17 protein-coding genes are annotated in these 18,796 nt (G+C 60.2%); 12 read left to right on the forward strand and 5 right to left on the reverse strand.

All coding sequences use genetic code 11. From position 1 onward, the window contains the following. The first annotated feature begins 246 nt into the window (after window positions 1-246). The 10 genes from VGU25_02285 to VGU25_02330 all read left to right on the forward strand — a co-directional run bounded on the left by VGU25_02285 (window position 247) and on the right by VGU25_02330 (window position 8,390). Window positions 247-963, forward strand: a complete 717-nt coding sequence (locus tag VGU25_02285; GenBank protein ID HEV2576016.1) for a DNA-3-methyladenine glycosylase — start codon at window positions 247-249, stop codon at window positions 961-963. Continuing rightward, complete coding sequence (locus tag VGU25_02290) at window positions 960-1,382, forward strand: DUF2809 domain-containing protein (GenBank protein ID HEV2576017.1); 423 nt, start codon at window positions 960-962, stop codon at window positions 1,380-1,382. Before VGU25_02285 ends, VGU25_02290 begins: the two co-directional genes overlap by 4 nt. A gap of 11 nt (window positions 1,383-1,393) precedes the next feature. Then, window positions 1,394-3,955 (forward strand): DUF3536 domain-containing protein, encoded by a 2,562-nt coding sequence (locus VGU25_02295; GenBank protein ID HEV2576018.1) that lies wholly within the window; start codon window positions 1,394-1,396, stop codon window positions 3,953-3,955. Between the two features lie 106 nt (window positions 3,956-4,061). Further along, on the forward strand, window positions 4,062-4,574 hold the full coding sequence (locus VGU25_02300) for a hypothetical protein (protein HEV2576019.1): 513 nt from the start codon (window positions 4,062-4,064) through the stop codon (window positions 4,572-4,574). Further along, window positions 4,571-4,822 carry a monovalent cation/H+ antiporter complex subunit F gene (locus tag VGU25_02305; GenBank protein ID HEV2576020.1) on the forward strand — a complete coding sequence of 84 codons (252 nt, stop codon included), beginning with the start codon at window positions 4,571-4,573 and terminating at the stop codon, window positions 4,820-4,822. Before VGU25_02300 ends, VGU25_02305 begins: the two co-directional genes overlap by 4 nt. Then, a complete protein-coding gene (locus tag VGU25_02310; protein HEV2576021.1) occupies window positions 4,819-5,163 on the forward strand; it encodes a monovalent cation/H(+) antiporter subunit G in 345 nt (114 codons plus the stop codon). The genes VGU25_02305 and VGU25_02310 overlap by 4 nt, the downstream gene beginning before the upstream one ends. Next, window positions 5,160-5,450, forward strand: coding sequence for a hydrogenase subunit MbhD domain-containing protein (locus VGU25_02315; protein HEV2576022.1), 291 nt, complete (start codon window positions 5,160-5,162; stop codon window positions 5,448-5,450). Before VGU25_02310 ends, VGU25_02315 begins: the two co-directional genes overlap by 4 nt. Further along, window positions 5,443-6,195, forward strand: coding sequence for a hydrogen gas-evolving membrane-bound hydrogenase subunit E (mbhE, locus tag VGU25_02320; protein HEV2576023.1), 753 nt, complete (start codon window positions 5,443-5,445; stop codon window positions 6,193-6,195). The genes VGU25_02315 and mbhE overlap by 8 nt, the downstream gene beginning before the upstream one ends. Further along, the gene (locus VGU25_02325; GenBank protein HEV2576024.1) at window positions 6,196-6,552 is read left to right on the forward strand and encodes an NADH-quinone oxidoreductase subunit K; all 357 of its coding nucleotides are present in this window, start codon (window positions 6,196-6,198) and stop codon (window positions 6,550-6,552) included. Window positions 6,553-6,557: 5 nt separating this feature from the next. Then, on the forward strand, window positions 6,558-8,390 hold the full coding sequence (locus VGU25_02330) for a proton-conducting transporter membrane subunit (GenBank protein HEV2576025.1): 1,833 nt from the start codon (window positions 6,558-6,560) through the stop codon (window positions 8,388-8,390). On the opposite strand, the gene VGU25_02335 is transcribed toward VGU25_02330, so the two are convergent. The 3 genes from VGU25_02335 to VGU25_02345 are packed head-to-tail and all read right to left on the reverse strand — an operon-like array spanning window position 8,387 to window position 11,008. After that, window positions 8,387-8,845, reverse strand: a complete 459-nt coding sequence (locus VGU25_02335) for a vitamin K epoxide reductase family protein (GenBank protein HEV2576026.1) — start codon at window positions 8,843-8,845, stop codon at window positions 8,387-8,389. The genes VGU25_02330 and VGU25_02335 overlap by 4 nt on opposite strands. Before the next feature lie 11 nt (window positions 8,846-8,856). Then, window positions 8,857-9,873 (reverse strand): SDR family oxidoreductase, encoded by a 1,017-nt coding sequence (locus VGU25_02340; GenBank protein HEV2576027.1) that lies wholly within the window; start codon window positions 9,871-9,873, stop codon window positions 8,857-8,859. Window positions 9,874-9,883: 10 nt separating this feature from the next. Next, window positions 9,884-11,008 (reverse strand): phospholipase D-like domain-containing protein, encoded by a 1,125-nt coding sequence (locus VGU25_02345; protein HEV2576028.1) that lies wholly within the window; start codon window positions 11,006-11,008, stop codon window positions 9,884-9,886. 180 nt (window positions 11,009-11,188) lie between these two features. On the opposite strand from VGU25_02345, the gene VGU25_02350 reads away from it, so the two are divergent. Both VGU25_02350 and VGU25_02355 read left to right on the forward strand, forming a co-directional pair. Beyond that, a complete protein-coding gene (locus tag VGU25_02350) occupies window positions 11,189-12,511 on the forward strand; it encodes a hypothetical protein (GenBank protein HEV2576029.1) in 1,323 nt (440 codons plus the stop codon). Window positions 12,512-12,561: 50 nt separating this feature from the next. After that, complete coding sequence (locus tag VGU25_02355; GenBank protein ID HEV2576030.1) at window positions 12,562-12,864, forward strand: hypothetical protein; 303 nt, start codon at window positions 12,562-12,564, stop codon at window positions 12,862-12,864. Here the strand turns inward: VGU25_02355 and VGU25_02360 are convergent. Next, window positions 12,861-14,702 carry an ABC transporter ATP-binding protein gene (locus VGU25_02360; GenBank protein HEV2576031.1) on the reverse strand — a complete coding sequence of 614 codons (1,842 nt, stop codon included), beginning with the start codon at window positions 14,700-14,702 and terminating at the stop codon, window positions 12,861-12,863. The two genes, VGU25_02355 and VGU25_02360, sit on opposite strands and share 4 nt — an antisense overlap. 195 nt (window positions 14,703-14,897) lie before the next feature. Beyond that, on the reverse strand, window positions 14,898-18,659 hold the full coding sequence (locus tag VGU25_02365) for an alpha-amylase family glycosyl hydrolase (protein ID HEV2576032.1): 3,762 nt from the start codon (window positions 18,657-18,659) through the stop codon (window positions 14,898-14,900). Between the last annotated feature and the right edge of the window lie 137 nt (window positions 18,660-18,796).

The raw sequence follows: 18,796 nt of genomic DNA on the forward strand, positions 1-18,796 counted from the left end.
CCGACGAGACCGACACTGCTTCCGAGAGCCAAAGTATAGCAGCCGATTTGGGGCGGTTTGAAGAGGACTGCTCATGGATTTTGAGCGATGTTCGAAGCATGAAGCGATAATCGAAGAACTAATTGCAGCGCTCCGGCAATGCGACGGGGCAATTCAAAGCATTTCGCACCTTTTCGTTCGTGCGGACCCGCACCTGATCGAATAACTGCGTCCACAACAGTCCGAATTCGTGCCACACTACTCCCGATGCCTCGCTCGCGCTCCGGCCCGACACACAAACCTCCATATGACCCGAATTTTGCAGTCGCGGCGCTCTCTGCCGCCGACCCGAAGCTCGCTCGGCTGATCGAACGTGCCGGGCCCTTCACCCTGCGGCTTCCCTCTCAGCAGTCGCCCTTCGAAGCGCTAGCGGAATCCATCATCTATCAGCAACTCCACGGAAAAGCTGCGGCGACGATCCATGCGCGAATGCTCGCCAGTTTCGAGCCCGTCTGCGGCCTCGGCAAACACCCTTCTCCAGAGCACCTGCTTGACTGCCCGAACGAACAGCTCCGTTCTGCCGGGCTCTCGCACAACAAGATGCTTGCCCTCCGCGATCTCGCTGCCAAAACGCTCGACGGAACCGTCCCCTCACTCAGTGCCATCAAGAAGATGGCTGATGAAGACATCATCGAGCACCTCACACAGGTCCGAGGCATCGGTCGCTGGACCGTCGAGATGCTGCTGATCTTCCGCCTGGGCCGCCCCGACGTCCTGCCTGTCTCCGACTACGGTGTCCGGAAAGGGTTCGCGCTGACCTTCCTTGGGCTGAAACCGTCACAGAAGGTCACGCCCGATCTGCTCGCCACCAGTGACCAGATGGAGCGCCGGGCAAAGAAGTGGGCTCCCTGGCGATCGATAGCGAGCTGGTATATGTGGCGCGCCTGCGATCTCGCCGCAGGCAAGGCGATCCAGCCGCAGTGACCCCAGGCAATCGCCCGAACTCGGCCGGCCGTCGCCCGAGGTGTGCCGCAATCATCCTGCTGTTGATACCTGTCGGCCTGCTCTGCCGCTTCGTTCCTCTCGGCTTGCCCTACATCATCGTGAAGTACGGAGGTTCATTCCTGTGGGCGGCGACCGTCTACTGGTGCATCGCCTTCATGGGCGCACAATCGCGGCCTGAAGTCATCGCCCTTACCGCCGCTGTCGCGACGACGCTTGTTGAGTTCGTCAAGCTCATTCAGTCGCCGGGCCTCGGCACATTCCGAAACACGTTTGCGGGAAAAGTCCTGCTGGGCCGACACTTCTCGTATATCGACATCGCCGTCTACTGCTGCGCGATTCTGTCCTCCCTGTTGATTGACAAGCGTGCCATTCACTTCCAATCTGCGTCCAAGGAATAAGATTTTGACTGATGGCTCGTAGACCTACAACTCCCCCCAAGCCAAACGATTCCACACCTGCTCCCCTGCGATTCGTGTGTGTGCACGGACACTTCTATCAGCCCCCACGCGAGAACCCCTGGCTCGAAACAGTGGAGATGCAGGAGTCCGCGGCGCCCTATCACGACTGGAATGACCGCATCACCTCCGAGTGCTACGCGCCGAACGGCGCTTCGCGCATCCAGAACGAGCAGACCCAGATCATCCGGATCATCAACAACTACGCGCGGATGAGCTTCAACTTCGGCCCAACCTTGTTGAGCTGGCTGGCCGAGTTCGCGCCGCGCACCTATCGCATGATCCTCGATGCGGATTCCGCCAGCATGGAGCGCTACTCCGGCCACGGGTCTGCGCTTGCGCAGGTCTACAACCACATCATCATGCCGCTGGCGAACGAGCGAGACGCTCGCACCCAGATCCGCTGGGGCATCGCAGACTTCGAGCATCGCTTCGGACGCACACCGGAAGGCATGTGGCTGGCCGAAACCGCAGTCTCGCGCAAGGTTCTCGACCTCATGGCGCAGGAGGGCATCCGCTTCACCATTCTTGCCCCGCATCAGTGCGCCCGCATCCGCCCATTGCCCGAATCCGACGCACACGGATCCTCTTCGGCGTCCGGTAATGGCTCCGGTCCCAGCGAAATCGCCTGGACCGAGACCCCCAATGCTTCAGTGGACCCAACTCGCCCATACCTCGTAAAGCTCGACGAAGGACGCTCCATCGCAGTGTTCTTTTACGACGGCCCGGCATCGCGCTCCATTGCCTTTGAAGGCCTGCTGCACTCCGGTCAGGACTTCGCGAAACGCCTCCTCGACGGCTTCAGCGCACAGAAGCCCGCCGACGAACCCCAACTCGTGCACGTTGCCACCGATGGAGAAAGCTACGGACACCATCATCGGCATGGCGAAATGGCCCTAAGCTATGCGATGCACTGGATCGAAGAAAATCGCGACGCCAGGCTGACAAACTACGGTGAGTTCCTTGAGCGCTTTCCACCTCGCTGGGAGGCGGAGGTTTTCGACGACAGTTCATGGAGCTGCGCCCATGGCATCGAGCGCTGGCGTTCCAACTGCGGCTGCAACGGTGGAAAGCCCGGCTGGAATCAGCTATGGCGAGGTCCTCTTCGGGAAGCCCTCGATCTGCTCCGTGACCACTCCGCTACTCTGGCGGAAGAGGTCGCCGCTCCCCTGCTCAAGGACCTCTGGACTGCGCGAGACGCATACATCAGGGTCATCCTGAATCGTAGCCCTGAACATGTTGACCGCTTCTTCGAAGAACACGCGACACACGAGCTCTCACCAGAAGAGCGCATCACGGCTCTCGAGTTGCTTGAGCTCGAGCGCTACACGCAACTGATGTACACCAGCTGCGGCTGGTTCTTCGATGAGATCTCCGGCATTGAGACGGTGCAGATTATCGCCTATGCCGGAAGAGCCCTGCAGCTCGCGGCGAAGCTGTTTGGCGAACCCGGTCGCAAGCTCGAGGAAGACTTCCTGGCCACCCTGCTTCGCGCGCAAAGCAACGTCGCCGAGGTTGGAAACGGAGCTGAGGTCTATCGCCGCTTTGTCACCACCCGCCGCGTGGACATGGAACACGTCGGCGCACACTACGCCATCAGTTCAATGTTCCGAGCCTACCCGTCCTCCGGCCAGCTTTTCTGTTATGACGTCCATCGGAACAGCTACGATCTGCTCACGTCAGGCCACGGGCGCGTCGCGCTTGGCCGCGCAGTCGTTCGCTCCCGAATCACGGAGGAGACCGAAGAAATCTGCTTTGCCGTCCTTCACCTCGGCGACCAGAATCTCTCCGCAGCCGTTAAGCGCTTCTATCCCAGCGATGAGACCAGCTGGAGCACGTTCCTCAAGGGTGCGCGCACGGCCGTCCGCAGAGCCAATCTTCCCGAACTCATTCGCCTCATCGATCCATTCTTTGGGGGAACGCTCTACTCTCTCACTTCGCTCTTCGCCGACGAGCAGCACCGCATCCTGACCAGCATCCTTAATCAGACTCTCGAGCAGGTCGAGAGCTCGCTGATCCGCATCTACGAGGAACACGCGACTTTGTTGCACTTCCTCGGTGAGAGCAACGTGGCTGCGCCGCCTGCGCTCGCCCTGACCGCTACGTTCGCCATCAACGCCAGCCTCCGCCGGACGATTGAATCCGAAAACTTCGACCCTGCGGAGGTCACCCGGCTGCTTCGCCGTGCAGAGATCGATAACGTCACCTTGGAGGCGCCGCTCTTAAGCTATACAGCCGACAAACGGATGAAGCGTGCCATGGTTCGGCTGGAGGACAGCGCAGAAGTTCAGAATCTCGCGGTCCTGCAGGAGACGCTCGCTGTCGCCGAAAGCCTGCGCTCTCTCCCGATGGACGTCAACCTGTGGCAGGCGCAAAACATATGGAATGACATGCTCCGGCGCAGCAATAGCCAATACTGGTCGCGTGAGTGGCGCGAGAATTTTATGAAGCTCGGCACCAGCATGAATATCGCCGTTGAGGAGCTCGTCACGGAAGAGAGCGTCCGGGCCTTTTGAGTCAGTTGCACGACCTATCGACCATATTCCTGGAGCGGATCGGACCTTCGCCGCACAAAAGTGGCTGTAAGCATCTTTAAACCCTTCCACTACCGTCCTTTGTTCCATGCGACGAGCGCAAGGCAAGACGAGGCCGATCTCTCCGGGCGTCCTGACGCTGTCGGTTGTCATCATGGCTGCCGAATGGGTACTGCTGGTCGCCGGATTCAAACGCGACGAGATGATCGTCGGCACACTCGCAGTGGCCTTGGCGGCCATCTTCCTTTGGCGCACCTTGCAGGTCGCCTCAGAACCGCTGGAATTTCGCATCCGAGACATTCTCACGCTTTGGCGTTTGCCCGGGATGATGCTCTCTGACGCCTGGACCGTCACAATCGTCCTCTTGCGCGACCTTGCAGGCATCGAGCCCGCCGGTTCCTTCTACCGCGTCTCCGGCTTCCGCACGGCGCAACATGACCCTCTACTCGTTGCCCGGCGCGTTTTAGCCACCGTCTACACGACCTCTACTCCGAACTCCATTGTCATTGGCACGGATCCTGCGACAAGCCGCATGCTCATCCATCAGCTTCGCCGCGCGCCCACCTCGCCGCTCCAGCGCGATCTCGGAGCGCAGTCGTGAACCTCTGGCTGATCGCTGCGGTCCTCACCTGCTTCGCGCTTATACCTTGCGCGGCCATGTGTCTGCGCGGCTCACCGGAGCGTCGCCTGGTCGGTCTGGAGATGACCAGCATGATCATCATCACTGCCATGGTGATGCTCACGGTCGGCTTCGGCCGCCTCCCGTTCATTGACATGCCACTGGCGCTCGCTATCCTCTCGTTCGGCGGCGGCCTCGTCTTCGCGCGGTTCCTCGAGAGGTATCTATGACCGCTCGGACCATCACGGAGGCGATCCTGCTGGCGATCGTTGTGCTCCTCTGCTGGCTGGGTTGCGCAGGCATGCTTCGCATGCGTGAGCCGACGCAATCGCTGCATTACCTTGCGCTGCCGGCGATGGGAACGGTTGCCCTGACCGCTGCCGTCTTCGTCAGCACCGGGAATTCGAGCGCCGCATGGAAGACGCTCTTCATCTCCATCACACTCCTCGCCATCAATTCCGTCGTTGCACACGCCACCGCACGCGCATTCCGCATCCGGAAGCTCGGACACTGGGAACCTCGCGATGGCGATCGGGTCGAGTTTGTGCGAGACACAAAGGAGTCCGAATGATGATCTGGTTCGGAGCGGGACTTCTTCTTCTCATCGCCGCAACCGGCACCGCCATCGTGCTCACCCGCGATGTCACCAACCAGGTGCTCGCACTCGGCTTCTACGGCCTCTTGCTCGCCCTGATGTTCTTTGTGTTCCAGGCGCCTGACGTCGCTCTTTCGCAGATAACAGTTGGCGCAGTCGCGCTTCCGCTGATGGTGATGCTCGCAATCGCACGCATGAAGTTCCGCGATCGCGCCCATTCTGCAGCCAGTGCCTCGAGCTCAAAAGAGAGTCACCATGACTGAACGCGCCCGCAACACGTTGTTCTTCATCGCGGGTGCGGTGCTCCTCTTCCTGTATGCCTACTCCGCCCTCAACATGCCTCCGTGGGGCAGCTATCGCGGTCCTTACGGCGATGCGATCGCGCGCGTCGCTGTTTACGAGCGGCACACGACCGATATCGTCAACGCCATCAACTACGACTATCGCGGCTTCGACACTCTCGGCGAGGAGTTCATTCTCTTCACCGCCGTACTCGGTGTCTCCATGCTGTTGCGCAAGGAAGAAGGTGCATTCAAACGGCCGGCAGGCAAGCTGGAAGACGATCGCGGCCTCAGCGCTGCCGTACGTGCGGTCAATCTCCCTGCTCTTCTCGTGACGACAGTCTTCGGCCTCTACATCGGTCTGCACGGGCAACTCACTCCGGGGGGCGGCTTTCAGGCAGGTGTCATTCTCGCCACCGGCGTTGTGCTGGTCTATGTCTGTGAGAACACCGGCGCGTTCCGCCGCATCACATCCCACGCCATGGTAGAGGTAACGGAATCGCTCGGCGCCGGCGGCTACGCCATCATTGGCATCGCTCCGTTGCTCGCCGGACTTCCGTTTCTTTGCAACTTCATTCCACTTGGCACCACGGGAGACGTCTTCTCTTCGGGAACCATCGCGCTCATCAGCGCCTGTGTCGGCGTCGAGGTGACCGCTTCCTTCCTGCTCGTCGTCTACATCTATTTGCAAGAGATCATCACCGGTGCTTTTCCGGAGGAGAACTAGATGCCCGGAATCCTGCATTCACTGCCCTACTTCGTTTCCGCCTGGCTACTGCTCTGCGGTCTCTACGGCCTCGTCACCAGCAAGCATCTCGTCCACGCCGTCGTCTGTCTCGCGATTCTGCAGAGTTCAACCTACATGCTTCTGCTTGCGATCGGTTACCGCGTAGGTGGCTCCGCCCCAATCTTCGCCGACATCTCCACAAGCAAGCTGGTCGTCGACCCCGTCGTCCAGGCACTCATGCTGACCGATGTTGTTGTGGAAGCCGTCGTCGTCGCGCTGCTGCTCGCCATGGTCGTCAAAGCGCACGAAAAATCCGGCAGCGTCTCCCCTAACGATCTTCGAACCTTGCGCGGATAATCAATTTGCCAAACCCGCCTAATCCACTCATCTCTCCAGCGCTCGCCGTCGCCGTTCCTCTTCTCAGCGCGGCAATTCTGGCTGCCATCCGCAAATGGCTTTCACGCGTCGCGATGGACATTCTCGGGCTGCTCGTCTCGCTCGGCACACTTGCCATCACGGTCGCCCTCCTCTATGGCGCTGTGCATCACGGCGCCAGTGTCTATTGGCTCGGCGGATGGTGGCCGCGTGGCTCTATGGCACTCGGCATCGGCATGGTGATTGAGCCTATCGGCGCTGGCCTCGCCGTCCTTGCAGCCCTGCTGACTTCGCTGGCCCTGCTTTTTTCCTGGCGCTTCGTCGACTCCGGACAGAAGCATCTTCATCCGCTCATGCTCATCTTTCTCGCCGCCATGTGTGGCTTCTCGCTCACCGGCGACCTATTCAACCTCTTCGTCTTCTTCGAGCTGATGAGCATCGCCGCCTTTTCGCTCTGCGGATTGAAAATCGAAGAGCCTGCTCCTCTGCAGGGCTCCTTCAACTTCGCCATCACCAACAGCGTCGCCGGATTCATCGTGCTCACCGGCATCGCGCTTCTCTACTCCGTAACAGGCGCACTGAATATGGCGCAGATCGGGTTGTCCATCGGACAACGCCATGACCCGCTCGCCCTTTTCGGCTGCACGCTGCTCTTCTGCGGGTTTCTCACCAAGGCAGCCATTACGCCGTTTCACCTCTGGCTTCCCGACGCCCACGCCGTCGCTCCGACCCCTGTCTGCGTACTCTTCTCAGGGCTAATGGTCGAGCTCGGACTGTACGCAGTTGCGCGGATCTACTACGTGATCTTTGCGCAATCCTTCGCTCCTCACGCCTACGCTTTGCACTGCATACTCTTCGCGTTCGCAGTAGCAACGGTCCTCCTCGCCGCATTCATGTGCTACGCCGAACATCACCTCAAGCGCATGCTTGCGTTCTCCACGGTCTGCCACTCCGGCCTGATGCTTGCCGCCCTCGCCGCAGGAGGCCCGCTCGGCCTCGCCGCAATGATGGCCTATCTAGTCGCACACGCATTCGTCAAAGGCGGCCTCTTCTTTCTCTCAGGCGTACTCCTGCATAACCAGCGCTCCATCACCGAGCGAGAACTCTTCGCCGCAGGTCGTCATCTGCCCTGGGCCGCAGCGCTCTGGATGCTCGGAGCACTCGGCCTGGCAGCAGCTCCACCACTCGCATTGTTGTTCGGTGAAGCCGCCGCTGAGCACGCCGCCGAATTGAGCCATCTTCACGGGCTCTCTGCCATCTTCATCATTGGAGGTGCGCTCACCTCAGCCGCTGTCCTGCGGGTTGGAATCCACACCTTCTTCGGCTGGGGCGACGGCGCACTCAGCGACCGCGCGGCCGAGATCGGCGAGCTTCCCGAAACAGATCCAGAGCACCGCAGACTTCGCGTCTATCATCTCGTGCCTCCGGCCGTCTGCATGCTCCTTGCAATCGCTCTCTTCGTTGACCCCCATTGGCTCCGCGTGCTGCGAGACGCCGCTGCCGCAATGGCCAGCCAGGCTGCGTACCTGCATACGTCTTACACCGGTCAACACGTCCCACTCACGCAACCGTCCTGGCGCGAAGCTATCCCCGGCGCCATCGTACGCAGTGTGCTGGCACTCGTCCTTGGGCTGCTCCTGGCGCTTTCATCGGTCTTTCGCAACCGCCTGCCACGCCAACTGCGCATCGGCGCGTTCCTCGAACGCGGCTTCCATCCGCTGCGTGAGATGCAGAGCGGTCACCCCGGCGATTACGTTCTGTGGATGACGGTTGGGATTGCCACTTTCGGATCTGCTTTCATGCTACTTCTGCGTCGCTAGCGCTGAGAGATCCCGCTTGAAAACACTCCAGCGATCAACTGCCGCCCTGCGTAGACCATCACTGCGGTCGCTGCCACCGTGCCCATGCACCAGCTACAAATCTTGCCGAATCGCATTACCTGTCGTGACGTGTTGAACATCGCGGCTCCGCCGTCGAGCAACAATTTTGCGCCAAGAACTTTGCGAGCCGCGCTGCATCCAGGCGCGCTTCGAATCAACAGCAAAGTCGTCCCATAGCTCGCAATTCCAAGCAGCGCGTCTGGAATTCCTAAAGGATGTGCCATAGCCGAGCCCGTGATCCCGTCTGAATCGAACACACTCGACGGCGGATCGGGCAGATGACTCACCACGCCGAGCTGATGAAGAGCCACAGGAACCAGTGTTACGAGTGCCGCAACATTTGCTCCGACCAATAACTTATGGCTCTCTGTCGCAGACGAACTCTGGCCCATCATGATCACCTTGTTTATCCGTTCCGTTTAGCCAGAAGTGTTCCGCCTGCCGCAAGCACCAGCGCAGCCGCAGCGACAAACCAGTTGCGATGAAGCGTGACAAACACCTCTGCACTCGTCCGTTTCGAGCGGCCGTCGAACTTCCCTCGCGCGCTGTGCACGCCCGGAACATAGTTGTATAGATCGTTGGGTGCATTCGGATCGCGCGGCTCTCCCTTGATCTGTTGCGAATCGTAACCTGTCTTGCCCAGATAACGATCCAGCAAGCCAGGCACAAACTTCTGTCCCACGATCGCTGCAACCGTCGGCGCTCCAACCCAATACTCCCGCCGCGGCCGTTTGGACATTCCCGCAGCGACGACCACCTTCGCCGTAACCTCGGGTTCATAAATCGGCGGCACCGGCTGCGCGTCGTTCGGCATCCGGTTCTTCACCCAGTTGAACTGTGTCGTATTCATCGCGGGCATATGAACGGACGTAATCTGCACATTGCTGCCGTCGTGAATCAGTTCGCACCGCAGCGAATCAGTAAATCCATTGATCGCGTGTTTCGCCGCGCAGTACGCCGATTGCAATGGGATTGACCGGTACGCCAGCGCTGAGCCGATCTGGATGATCGTTCCCTTTCCCTTGCCATTTTCGCGCCTCATCATGCGCTTCAGCGCGGCCAGTGTTCCGTGTACGAACCCCAGGTACAGCACGTCCGTAACACGCTTGTAGTCCTCCGGCTCCATCTCTTTCACCGGAGAGAAGACGCTGACCATCGCATCATTCACCCACACGTCGATCGGCCCGAACGCCTCTTCAACCTTGCTCGCCGCAGCCTCCACCTCAGCCGCGATCGAAACGTCTGTCGGAACAACCAGGCCTTGCCCTCCGAGCACCTCGCACTCCTGCCTGCACGCTTCCAACGCTTCCGGATTTCGCGCGAGCAGCCCAACGCGCGCTCCTTGTCGTGCAAACCCATGTGCAATTGCGCGCCCTAAACCCGCAGACGCGCCTGTCACGACCACAACCAAACTATCGGACATTCGTGTTCCTCTATTCGTCTCCGTTTTTTCTCTCTCGTGTCGTCTCGTCTGATCCTGCAGCGGCGGTAACTAACTCATGAAGCGCCTGCGTTACTGCGGCATGCACTTCCTCACGCATCGCCTCGCGCACACCTTCCACTACTTCCTTGGGCTCAAGCTGCACATTGTCCCTCTTGTCCATCGCCCGGTCGAGAGCCTGCTCAACCGCCGGGCCAAGATTCAGCTCCTTCACTACCTTCTTGGCGACCTTCTTCGCCGGCACATTGATCAGGCCGCTGACCTCGGTAGCTTGTTGCGCCGGCATTGCACCGCTCCAATCAGAATCGAACGTACTGATCATCTGCTTGGCGATCTTCGGATCATGAACAATGACGCCGATCTCTCGCCTTGCTTCGAGCTCCAGCTTCCGAAGACTTTGACTGCCCAGAAACACCGACTTCCCATCGCGCATGATGGCGCGAGCATGAAGCCTCATCGGCAGCTTGCGCCCGGGTATCGTGCTGCCCTTATTGCTTGTGCTTCCAATCACCCGCACATCCACGCCCTGCGAGATCTTCTCATTCAGCAACGTCACAAACTCGTTATCGCTGATCTTCATCTCGTACATCAGAAGCTGTTTCTTGGCTCCGCGTATAAAGGCCGTCAATTGCTCACGCGCATTCACCGGGCTCACAACGAAATCTTTGTTCCCCGCTGTATACGGCGTGCGCTTGGCGTCGCAATCAAACAGCCTGACCGCTTCCTGCACTAACCCTTTGTTCGAAGTGCTGATCGCGAAAGACCGGCTCAGCGTAATGTCCAGATGCGTGAAGTTGAACGCCAGCAGCAGCAGCTCTTTGCCGTCGACGATCATCATCTTGCCGTGATAACGCACCAAATCGTCCGCCGTCCGCGTCACCGTAATTCCGCGCTCCAGGGCACGCATCTCGAAACGCCGCAGCACCTTATCCCCGCCACGATTCGTATACGCAACCAGCGCTTGAACGGTAACCCCGCGCTCTACTGCTTCCACGAGCGCCTTTTCGATCTCCGGCCGGTCCAGGCGAAATATCAGGATCTGGATACACTTCTTCGCCCTGCGTATCGCAGAGAGCAACGGTTCTAGTCCTGCGTCGGGCTGCACATATAGCTTCACGGTTGATCCTTGCCGAGGCACACCGATACGCCCTCAACGCGACGCGCGACGTTCTCTCGAAGAGGGATGCGCCAGAAGCCTTCCGGGATGTTTTTCTGCGCCCCCCAGATAGCCACAAAGCCGCTCAACTGCTTCTAACCAGATGAGTTTTATAAGCGTTGCTTCCCGGAGATCGACCCCATGCTTCACCTTGTACGACGACTCGCGATTCTTTCAGCCATCTGCGTGGCCTTTCACAGCGCACCTTTCTCCGCGCAATCACAGCCCGCGCAATCTCAACCCAGTTCTCCGCGCTCAACCGATCAGTCGACGCCGCAGAATCCGGCCGCGATCCCACAGACCACGCCGCCGCCCTCGTCCGCGGCGCCACCGCAACCTGCGCAACAACCCGGCACCGTACCGGAGCAGGCAGCCCCGCCCTCCTCGACCGCACCTCAGGAGGTCCCAGCCCCTGCAGACCAAGCGACTCCCGCGCAGCCTCCGAGTACGCCCGCGACATCCGCTCCCGACAGCAACTCCGCACCTCCGGCGAAGCACCCGAAAGCGGCGAAAAAAGACAACGACAAGCCCATCGCCCAGGCCGACATCCACAACGCGTCTCTCTGGCGTGACCCCGGCAGCATCGCCGACAAAGACATGTTCTACGGCGCAGGCGGCAAAGACGGTCAGCCGGTGCCTCCATTCAAGTTTCTCGAAGAGGACATGAATGGCACGAATCCCAAGGCAGATGTCGAAGACGCCAATGGTAAGAAATGGCGCATGAAGCTCGGCGAAGAGGCGCGCCCGGAGGTCGTCGCCTCGCGCCTTCTCTGGGCAGTCGGATACTACGTCAACGACGACTACCTCATCCACGTGGCCACCGTCCAGGGGCTCGACAACATGAAGCGCGGCGCCAAGCGCATTCACAACGGCGAACAGGTCATCGACGCTCGCTTCGCCCGCAAGCCTGGCAAAGATACAAAAGTTGGGATCTGGGAATGGAAGAACAACCCCTTCCGCGACACTCGCGAATTCAACGGTCTCCGCGTCATGATGGCAGTCCTGAACAGCTGGGATCTCAAAGATGTAAACAACGCCGTCTACACGAACAAGAAGACCGGTCGTCAGATCTTTCTTGTCAGTGACATCGGCGCCACCTTCGCCACCAACACTCTCGAGACCCATCGCTCCCAGGACAAAGGCAACGTGAAGAACTACGTCGACTCGAAGTTCATCACCAAAACCACCGCAACGACCGTCGACTTCGGGACACCCGGCGCTCCAACCGGCGCTCTGATCAAAAGCGGCGGCATCCTCGCTGCCGATTACGTGAAGCGTAAGGGCTTCGAATGGATCGGCCAGAACATCCCACGCGAAGACGCGCGCTGGGTCGGGTCCATGCTCGGCCAGCTCAGCCATCAGCAACTCGTCGACGCCTTCCGCGCCGGTAACTTCCAGCCCGAATCCATCGACCAGTACGTCTCTGTTTTAGAAAGCCGTATCGCGCAGCTCAAAGCGCTTTAGCGGCCCAAAGGAATTCGAATGATTCGCCGGCTAATGATGGTGTGTTCAGTTTGCCTCGCGGCAATCGGGTTCTCGCGCGCACAGAATCCACCCGAGCCACCCGCGGCGCAACAGGCCTCGGCGCCCTCTGCCGGCAACAACACCGACAAAGGCAGTACCTGCGCCAGGACGGCTACGAATGGATCGGTCGCAATATCCCCCGCGCCGATGCACACTGGACCGGCTCACTCCTCGGCCAACTCAGCCATCAGCAACTCGTCGACGCATTTCGCGCGGGAAGTTTCACGTCCGAAGAAACGAACGAGTATGTCGCAGTTCTCGAGCAGCGCATCGCACGACTGAAGGAGCTCTAACTCCGAACTGCCACCGCGGCGTCTGCGCTCTCGGGCGTCTCTTGAAACTGGATATCGTGTAGCTGCCGATAAACTCCATCGCGCGCGATGAGTTCGTCATGCGTGCCCTGCTCCACAATCCGGCCGTCCTTCACCACGTAAATGCAGCTTGCCTTGCGAATCGTCGCGAGTCTGTGCGCGATCACAATCGACGTCTTGTTCTCCATTAGCCGGTCCAGCGCCTCAAACACCAGTTGCTCGCTGGCCGCATCAAGCCCCGAGCTCGGCTCATCGAGAATCAGGATCGGGCTGTTGCGAACGATCGCCCGGGCGATCGCAATTCGCTGCCGCTGCCCGCCCGACAGTGTAAGGCCGCGCTCACCGACCACTGTGTCGTACTTGTGCGGCAGCTTGTCGATGAACTCACTCGCATTAGCCGCCTGCGCAGCGCGCACAATCTCCGCATAACCCGCCTCCGGCCTGCCATACGCAATGTTGTCCCAGATCGTTCCGCTGAACAGCAGCGTATCCTGCATCACCAGGCTGATCTGCTCGCGCAACGAACGCTGCTTCAACGTCCGCACATCGATTCCATCTACCTTCACCACACCGCTCGTCACGTCATAGAAACGCGGAATCAGGTTGACCAGCGTCGTCTTTCCCGAACCCGTCGGTCCCACGATCGCAATCGTGCTGCCCGCCTTCACGTGCATATTGATATCGCTCAGAATCGGGCGGTCGTTGTTGTAGCAGAAGTTCACATTCTCCATGTCGATATCGCCGCGCAGCTTCGGCGCATTGCGCGCATCCGGCGCGTCACGCAACTCGTCCTCAACCTCGATTACCTCTTTGATCCGCTCATACCCGACGTCCGCCTTCGAGTAGGAATCCATGATCTTCGAGATGTCCTGCATCGGCTTGTACATGTTCTTGATGTAAGCGAGAAACACCACGATCGTTCCACCGCCCGCATCCACCACCACATTCGTCAACGCATGCATGCCGCCGAAATACAGCACCAGCGCCGTTCCGACTCCCGTCACGATACTCACCAGCGGAACCAGCCGCGCCTTCAGTCTGCGCGCCTTCAGAGCTGCTTCTACCGTCTCCAGGCTCTCGCCTTCCAGCCGCTGGATCTCATAGTTCTCGCGCGCGAACGCCTTCACTACTCGAATGGAGCCAAGCACCTCCTGCACGACGGAGATCATCTTGCCTTCCTGCTTGCGCACCGCACGCGAATACTTCTTCACCTTCCGCGTATACACATAAACAATCGTGAACAGAACCGGCACGACGGTCATCGCAATCAGCGTGAGCCGCCAGCTCAGATAAAACATCACGCCGATCATGCCGACGATTGTCGCAATATCCACCACGATGCTTAGCAACCCGGAAACAATAAACGTCTGAATCGCGTCAATGTCATCCGTCACTCTGCTGATCAGATCGCCCGTCTTCGACTGATCGTGGTACGCCAGCGAAAGGCGTTGCACACGCGCATACAGCGCGCGACGAAGATCATGCGTCACCCACTGCCCTACCGTTGTTGTCACCCACTTCTCGCCGTACGTGCACACCGCATCCAGTAATGCGATGACCAGCACTGCCACGCAGGCCGCCACCAGGATGTGCATCGGGTTCATTCCGACAGTGCGGTGCAGGGTCCGCGTTAGCCAGCCGTGCTCGCCCTTATGCACGATGACATCATCCAGCACTACCTTCAGTGGCCACGGCTGCAAAACATCCGCAACGCTCTCACCCGCAATCGCCAGCAGGCCGAGCCACAACGCTTTCCTGTGGGGGCGCAGCAGGCCCATCACGGTAATTGTCCGGCGTGGCGAATTCGCTTCCGTGGGCATTCCCCTGTTGGACGCGTCCAAGTGTCACAAAAGACGCCCGTTCAGGCGCACTTCAGCCCTCCGGACGTGCACTCATTAGTAACAGGATCGCCATCCGGGCGAGGTTTTGGCTTTTGCCTTTGCTTTTCTTTCTGTCATTCCCGAAGCGGGGTCCCCGGCGAACTCGCTCGCTGGGGTGCAAGGGAATCTGCTGTCCTAGTCGCGGTCGTCCAACCCATCCTTGGCAGGAGTCACCCGCTTCGTCGACGTAGCGCTCTCCGCAGCCACTTCGTCCACCGCAACCGCGCCGCCCGAACCACCATTCTTCGCCTTCACAGGCTCGGCCGAAGCTCCTCGCAACAACTTCTCCAGCTCGAACCCCGCCGCCTTGCCCTTTGCCGTCAACACTCCAAGACGACCTTCCAGGCTCTGCAGCTCTTCTTCCGGCGCTGCGCTCTCGGCGACTTTCAGCAGCACGGGCAGCGCCATCCATGCCAGAAGTTCGTCCGTCGCCTCCTGGTTGAAGTACGTCTTCCCGCCCGATTCATTCACCCCGGCCAGCCAGCGAACATCAGGCTCATTCCAGAAGCGTCGCGAGAACGCCACTGTTTCAAGCGGCTGATCGCCATATGCGAGCAACACACGCACGCGCGCCGCCGCCCGCCACACATCCTCGCCTTCCAATCCACTGGTCGAGAAAATCGCCCCCAGCGTCTCGCGCACCTCAAGCTGATCGAACAACTCCTCCGGCCGTCCTCCACCCGGAAGGCTGCGCAGGAGAGCCCATGCCAGCACAGGAGCCCAGGTGCGCTCCGGCGATGTTCCCGGCTCCCAGCTTGGCAGCATCATCCGCACATTTCCTGGCCACACCGTCGAGAACTTCCGCTCCAGCAGCGGCAACCTCAACGCCGCTCCGATCAGCGGAACGATCTCTTCGCGAAACTTCCGCACAAACTCTTCCGCCGGATCGGCGCGCAGAATCTCAGCCGCTCTCCACGCGAACGCATCCACCGAGCCCAGCCAGTCTCCCAGCCGCAACTGCTCGCGCGCAGAGAGCTGCACACGCGACACACTCTGCTTTACCTCGGCCTGTTTCTTCGCCGGGACAGCGCTTTCCTTCTGCGGCTCTTCCACTGCGGCCGGCTTCACCTGCGACTCCTTCAACAGGTCACGCCCCAGCTCCGCCAGAACCCGCAGCGCGCCCGGATGCAGCGCATGCTCCAGCGCTTCATGCAACGGCCGCAACCGCAGCAACGACAGCGCGCGATCCAGGCTGTGCGTTCCCGCTCCCGCCAGCGAATCGCACAGCCGGTCCCATGGATGCTCCGCCGTCGAGTGCAGCTCTTGCCAATCCAGCAGCACCGCGTACTGATACCCGCGAAGATCAATCGTCAGCCCCTGCCGATGAATGTCCGTCGCCCGCCGCAAATACTCCAGCCCTCTCGCATGATCGCGATAGCGAAGGATCAGCGACTCATCCCAGCCAACGTCCAGCCCTTCCGCCAGGCTCCGCTGCCGCATCTCTCCCGAACCCTTGTCCATCGATGCTGCAGAGATATGAATCGTTCCATGCGTCGACCCGTAGCTGTTGTTGTAGAGCACAATCGAGCGCTCGCTGCCATTCCGGTTCGAGTACGCAAACACGTTCTCATCAACCGTCCCGTAGCCGGTCCAGAAGTCGTACAGCACAAAATTCGCGCTCTCTGCAAAGATCCGCCGCCGCTTCAGCAGCGGCGCAATCTCATGCATGTGCCGCGCCACGAGCGCCTCATTCGGCCACTCATCCATCTTGGCCTGCTTGTACTCCATTCCGTAGCGCTCGGTGTAACCCTCCACCTGCCCATGCGCAAACATCGGCAGCCCCGGCAGCGTCGCCATCAGCGTCGCTACGCCGAAGCACTTATCCCCCGTTCCAAACTGGTCGATCGCCGTCCTCTCGTCCGGGTTCGACATGAAGTTCACGTACCGCTTCAAAATGTCCGGGTCGAACTCGATCGTCTTCTTCAGGTAGCTGCGATACTTCGCGTTCTCCTCATCGCGCAGCATAATCATGAACGCCGAGTTGTACACGCGATGCATGCCCAGCGTGCGCACAAAGTATCCCTCGAGCATCCAGAACGCCTCCGCCAGCAGCAGCGTCCCCGGAACCTCCGCAGCCACGCGGTCCACCACCTCGCGCCAGAACTCGTGCGGCATCAGCGCATCAAATTCTTCCTGGCTCATCGCGTTCTCAGCGCGTGACGGAATGGACCCTCCCGCCCCCGGCAGCGGGAACCACAATCGCTGCACATGCCGCTTGGCCAGCACCATCGCCGCATCGAAACGAATAATCGGAAACAGCCGCGCCACGTGCAGGATGGCTTGAATCACCTGCTCCCGCACAAACGCCTTCGAGTAATCGATCTGCGCCGTATCGTTCCACGCAAACGTCGTCCCATCGTTGCCGTGGTAAACGTACCGCGTCGTCCCATCATGATGATGCCGCAGCCGAAACACCACCGCCGCATCCGACTGATCGTAGTAATGGTCCTCGATCTTAATCTCGACCCGCGAATCCGTTGACAGGTCCGGCCCATTGAAGCTGTAGCTTGGAAACGGGCTCTCCCACCGGTACAAAAACCAGTCCGGATGCTCGATCACCCAATCCGAATCGATGCCCATGTGGTTCGGCACCATGTCGCTCGCCAGCCGCACCCCATACCGCGCCGCGCGATTCCGCAAATTCTCGTACGCGTAGTTCCCGCCCAGATCTTCCGCGATGTCATACCGCTTCAGCGAGTACGCGCTCGCCACCGCATCATGATGTCCGCGCAGCCGCTTGATCGTCCGCGACGCCACGCTGCGCTCCCACAACCCAATCAGCCACAGCGCCGTCATTCCTCGATCGGCCATGATCTGCAGCTCTTCATCCGGAATATGATCCAGGCGATGAATGTGCCGCCCGTACTTCTTCGATAGCTGTTCGAGCCACACATACGTGCTCTTCGCAACCATCACCACGTTCGGCATCCACGCCTGGTCCGCCGAAAACGCCTCGTACTCGTTCAGCGGCGCCTGGTAGTCCGTCGCATATCGCCGCCTGCGCTTGCCCTCGGCGTCGATGTACCACTGGTCCTCAAATCCGATGTACTCATCCCCGACAAATCCTTCGCCGCCACGCCCCGGGGCTCCATGCCTGTGCCAGTCCGGCCCCGGCGGATGAAACAACATCCAGATCGCGAGCTCTTCCTCACGCACCGTGTCGATCGCCAGCAGCAGCTTCTTCAGGTCCGCGTCGAGATACGGCGTCCAGTGTGCGCGAATGAAATCCAGCTGCCCCGTCAGCGACTCCGGCGACGCCTTCATCGGCGCCTGCAGCGCATCCAGCAGACTCCCAACCTCCGGCGCCAGCTTCGGCCGTGTCTTGAAATACTCCGGCAGCGTCTCCGTCGCCTTGGCATAAACCGTCTTCTCACGCAGCGGCGCATCCGAGTACAGCTCACGAAAAGCCTTGAACGCCGGATTGATGTTCGCCAGCCACAACAGCAGCAGCTCCTCGACAGCCGCCTCGCGATTCGGCATCCCTTCCGTGGCCTTCGTCAGCCACTCCGCCGCGCTCAGCTTGCCGCTGTAAATCGCAGTGTTCGGAAATTTCTCCGTAAACGTCTGCAGCAGCTTCTCCACCTGCTCCGGGCTCGCATGCTGCGTCAGCCATTGAACGGCCGCGCTCAGCACCTCCGGGTCCTTCTCCTTGCGGAACCGCGCAATCAGCGCGTGGTTCAGCTCGTCGATCATCCCCATCGCATACAGCGCGCCCGCATGAATCGTCCGCTCCGGGTCAAGCTTCCCGCCCGCCTCGGCCTCCCGCACTTTGTTCAGAGCCTGCGCCATCTTCCGCGCCGCCGCCACATTGGCAAACACGACGTTCCCGGTGTAGCTGAACAGCACCTCGTCCAGCTCGAGCCGGTCGCGGATCTCGCGGCTGATGTGAAATTCCATGCAGAAGACTCTTTTTGTGGAGACGAAAAACGCACCAGTGCGCAACCGTGCGGCACTGAACTCTAAATCCTGTGAAGCAGACTCAGCCCGATTAGATGCCTTGCCGTTCAGTACTACACGCCTCTGGCGAACGCGCT

The sequence above is a fragment of the Acidobacteriaceae bacterium genome (genome assembly GCA_035944135.1).
In the GTDB taxonomy this organism is placed as follows: domain Bacteria; phylum Acidobacteriota; class Terriglobia; order Terriglobales; family Acidobacteriaceae; genus Granulicella.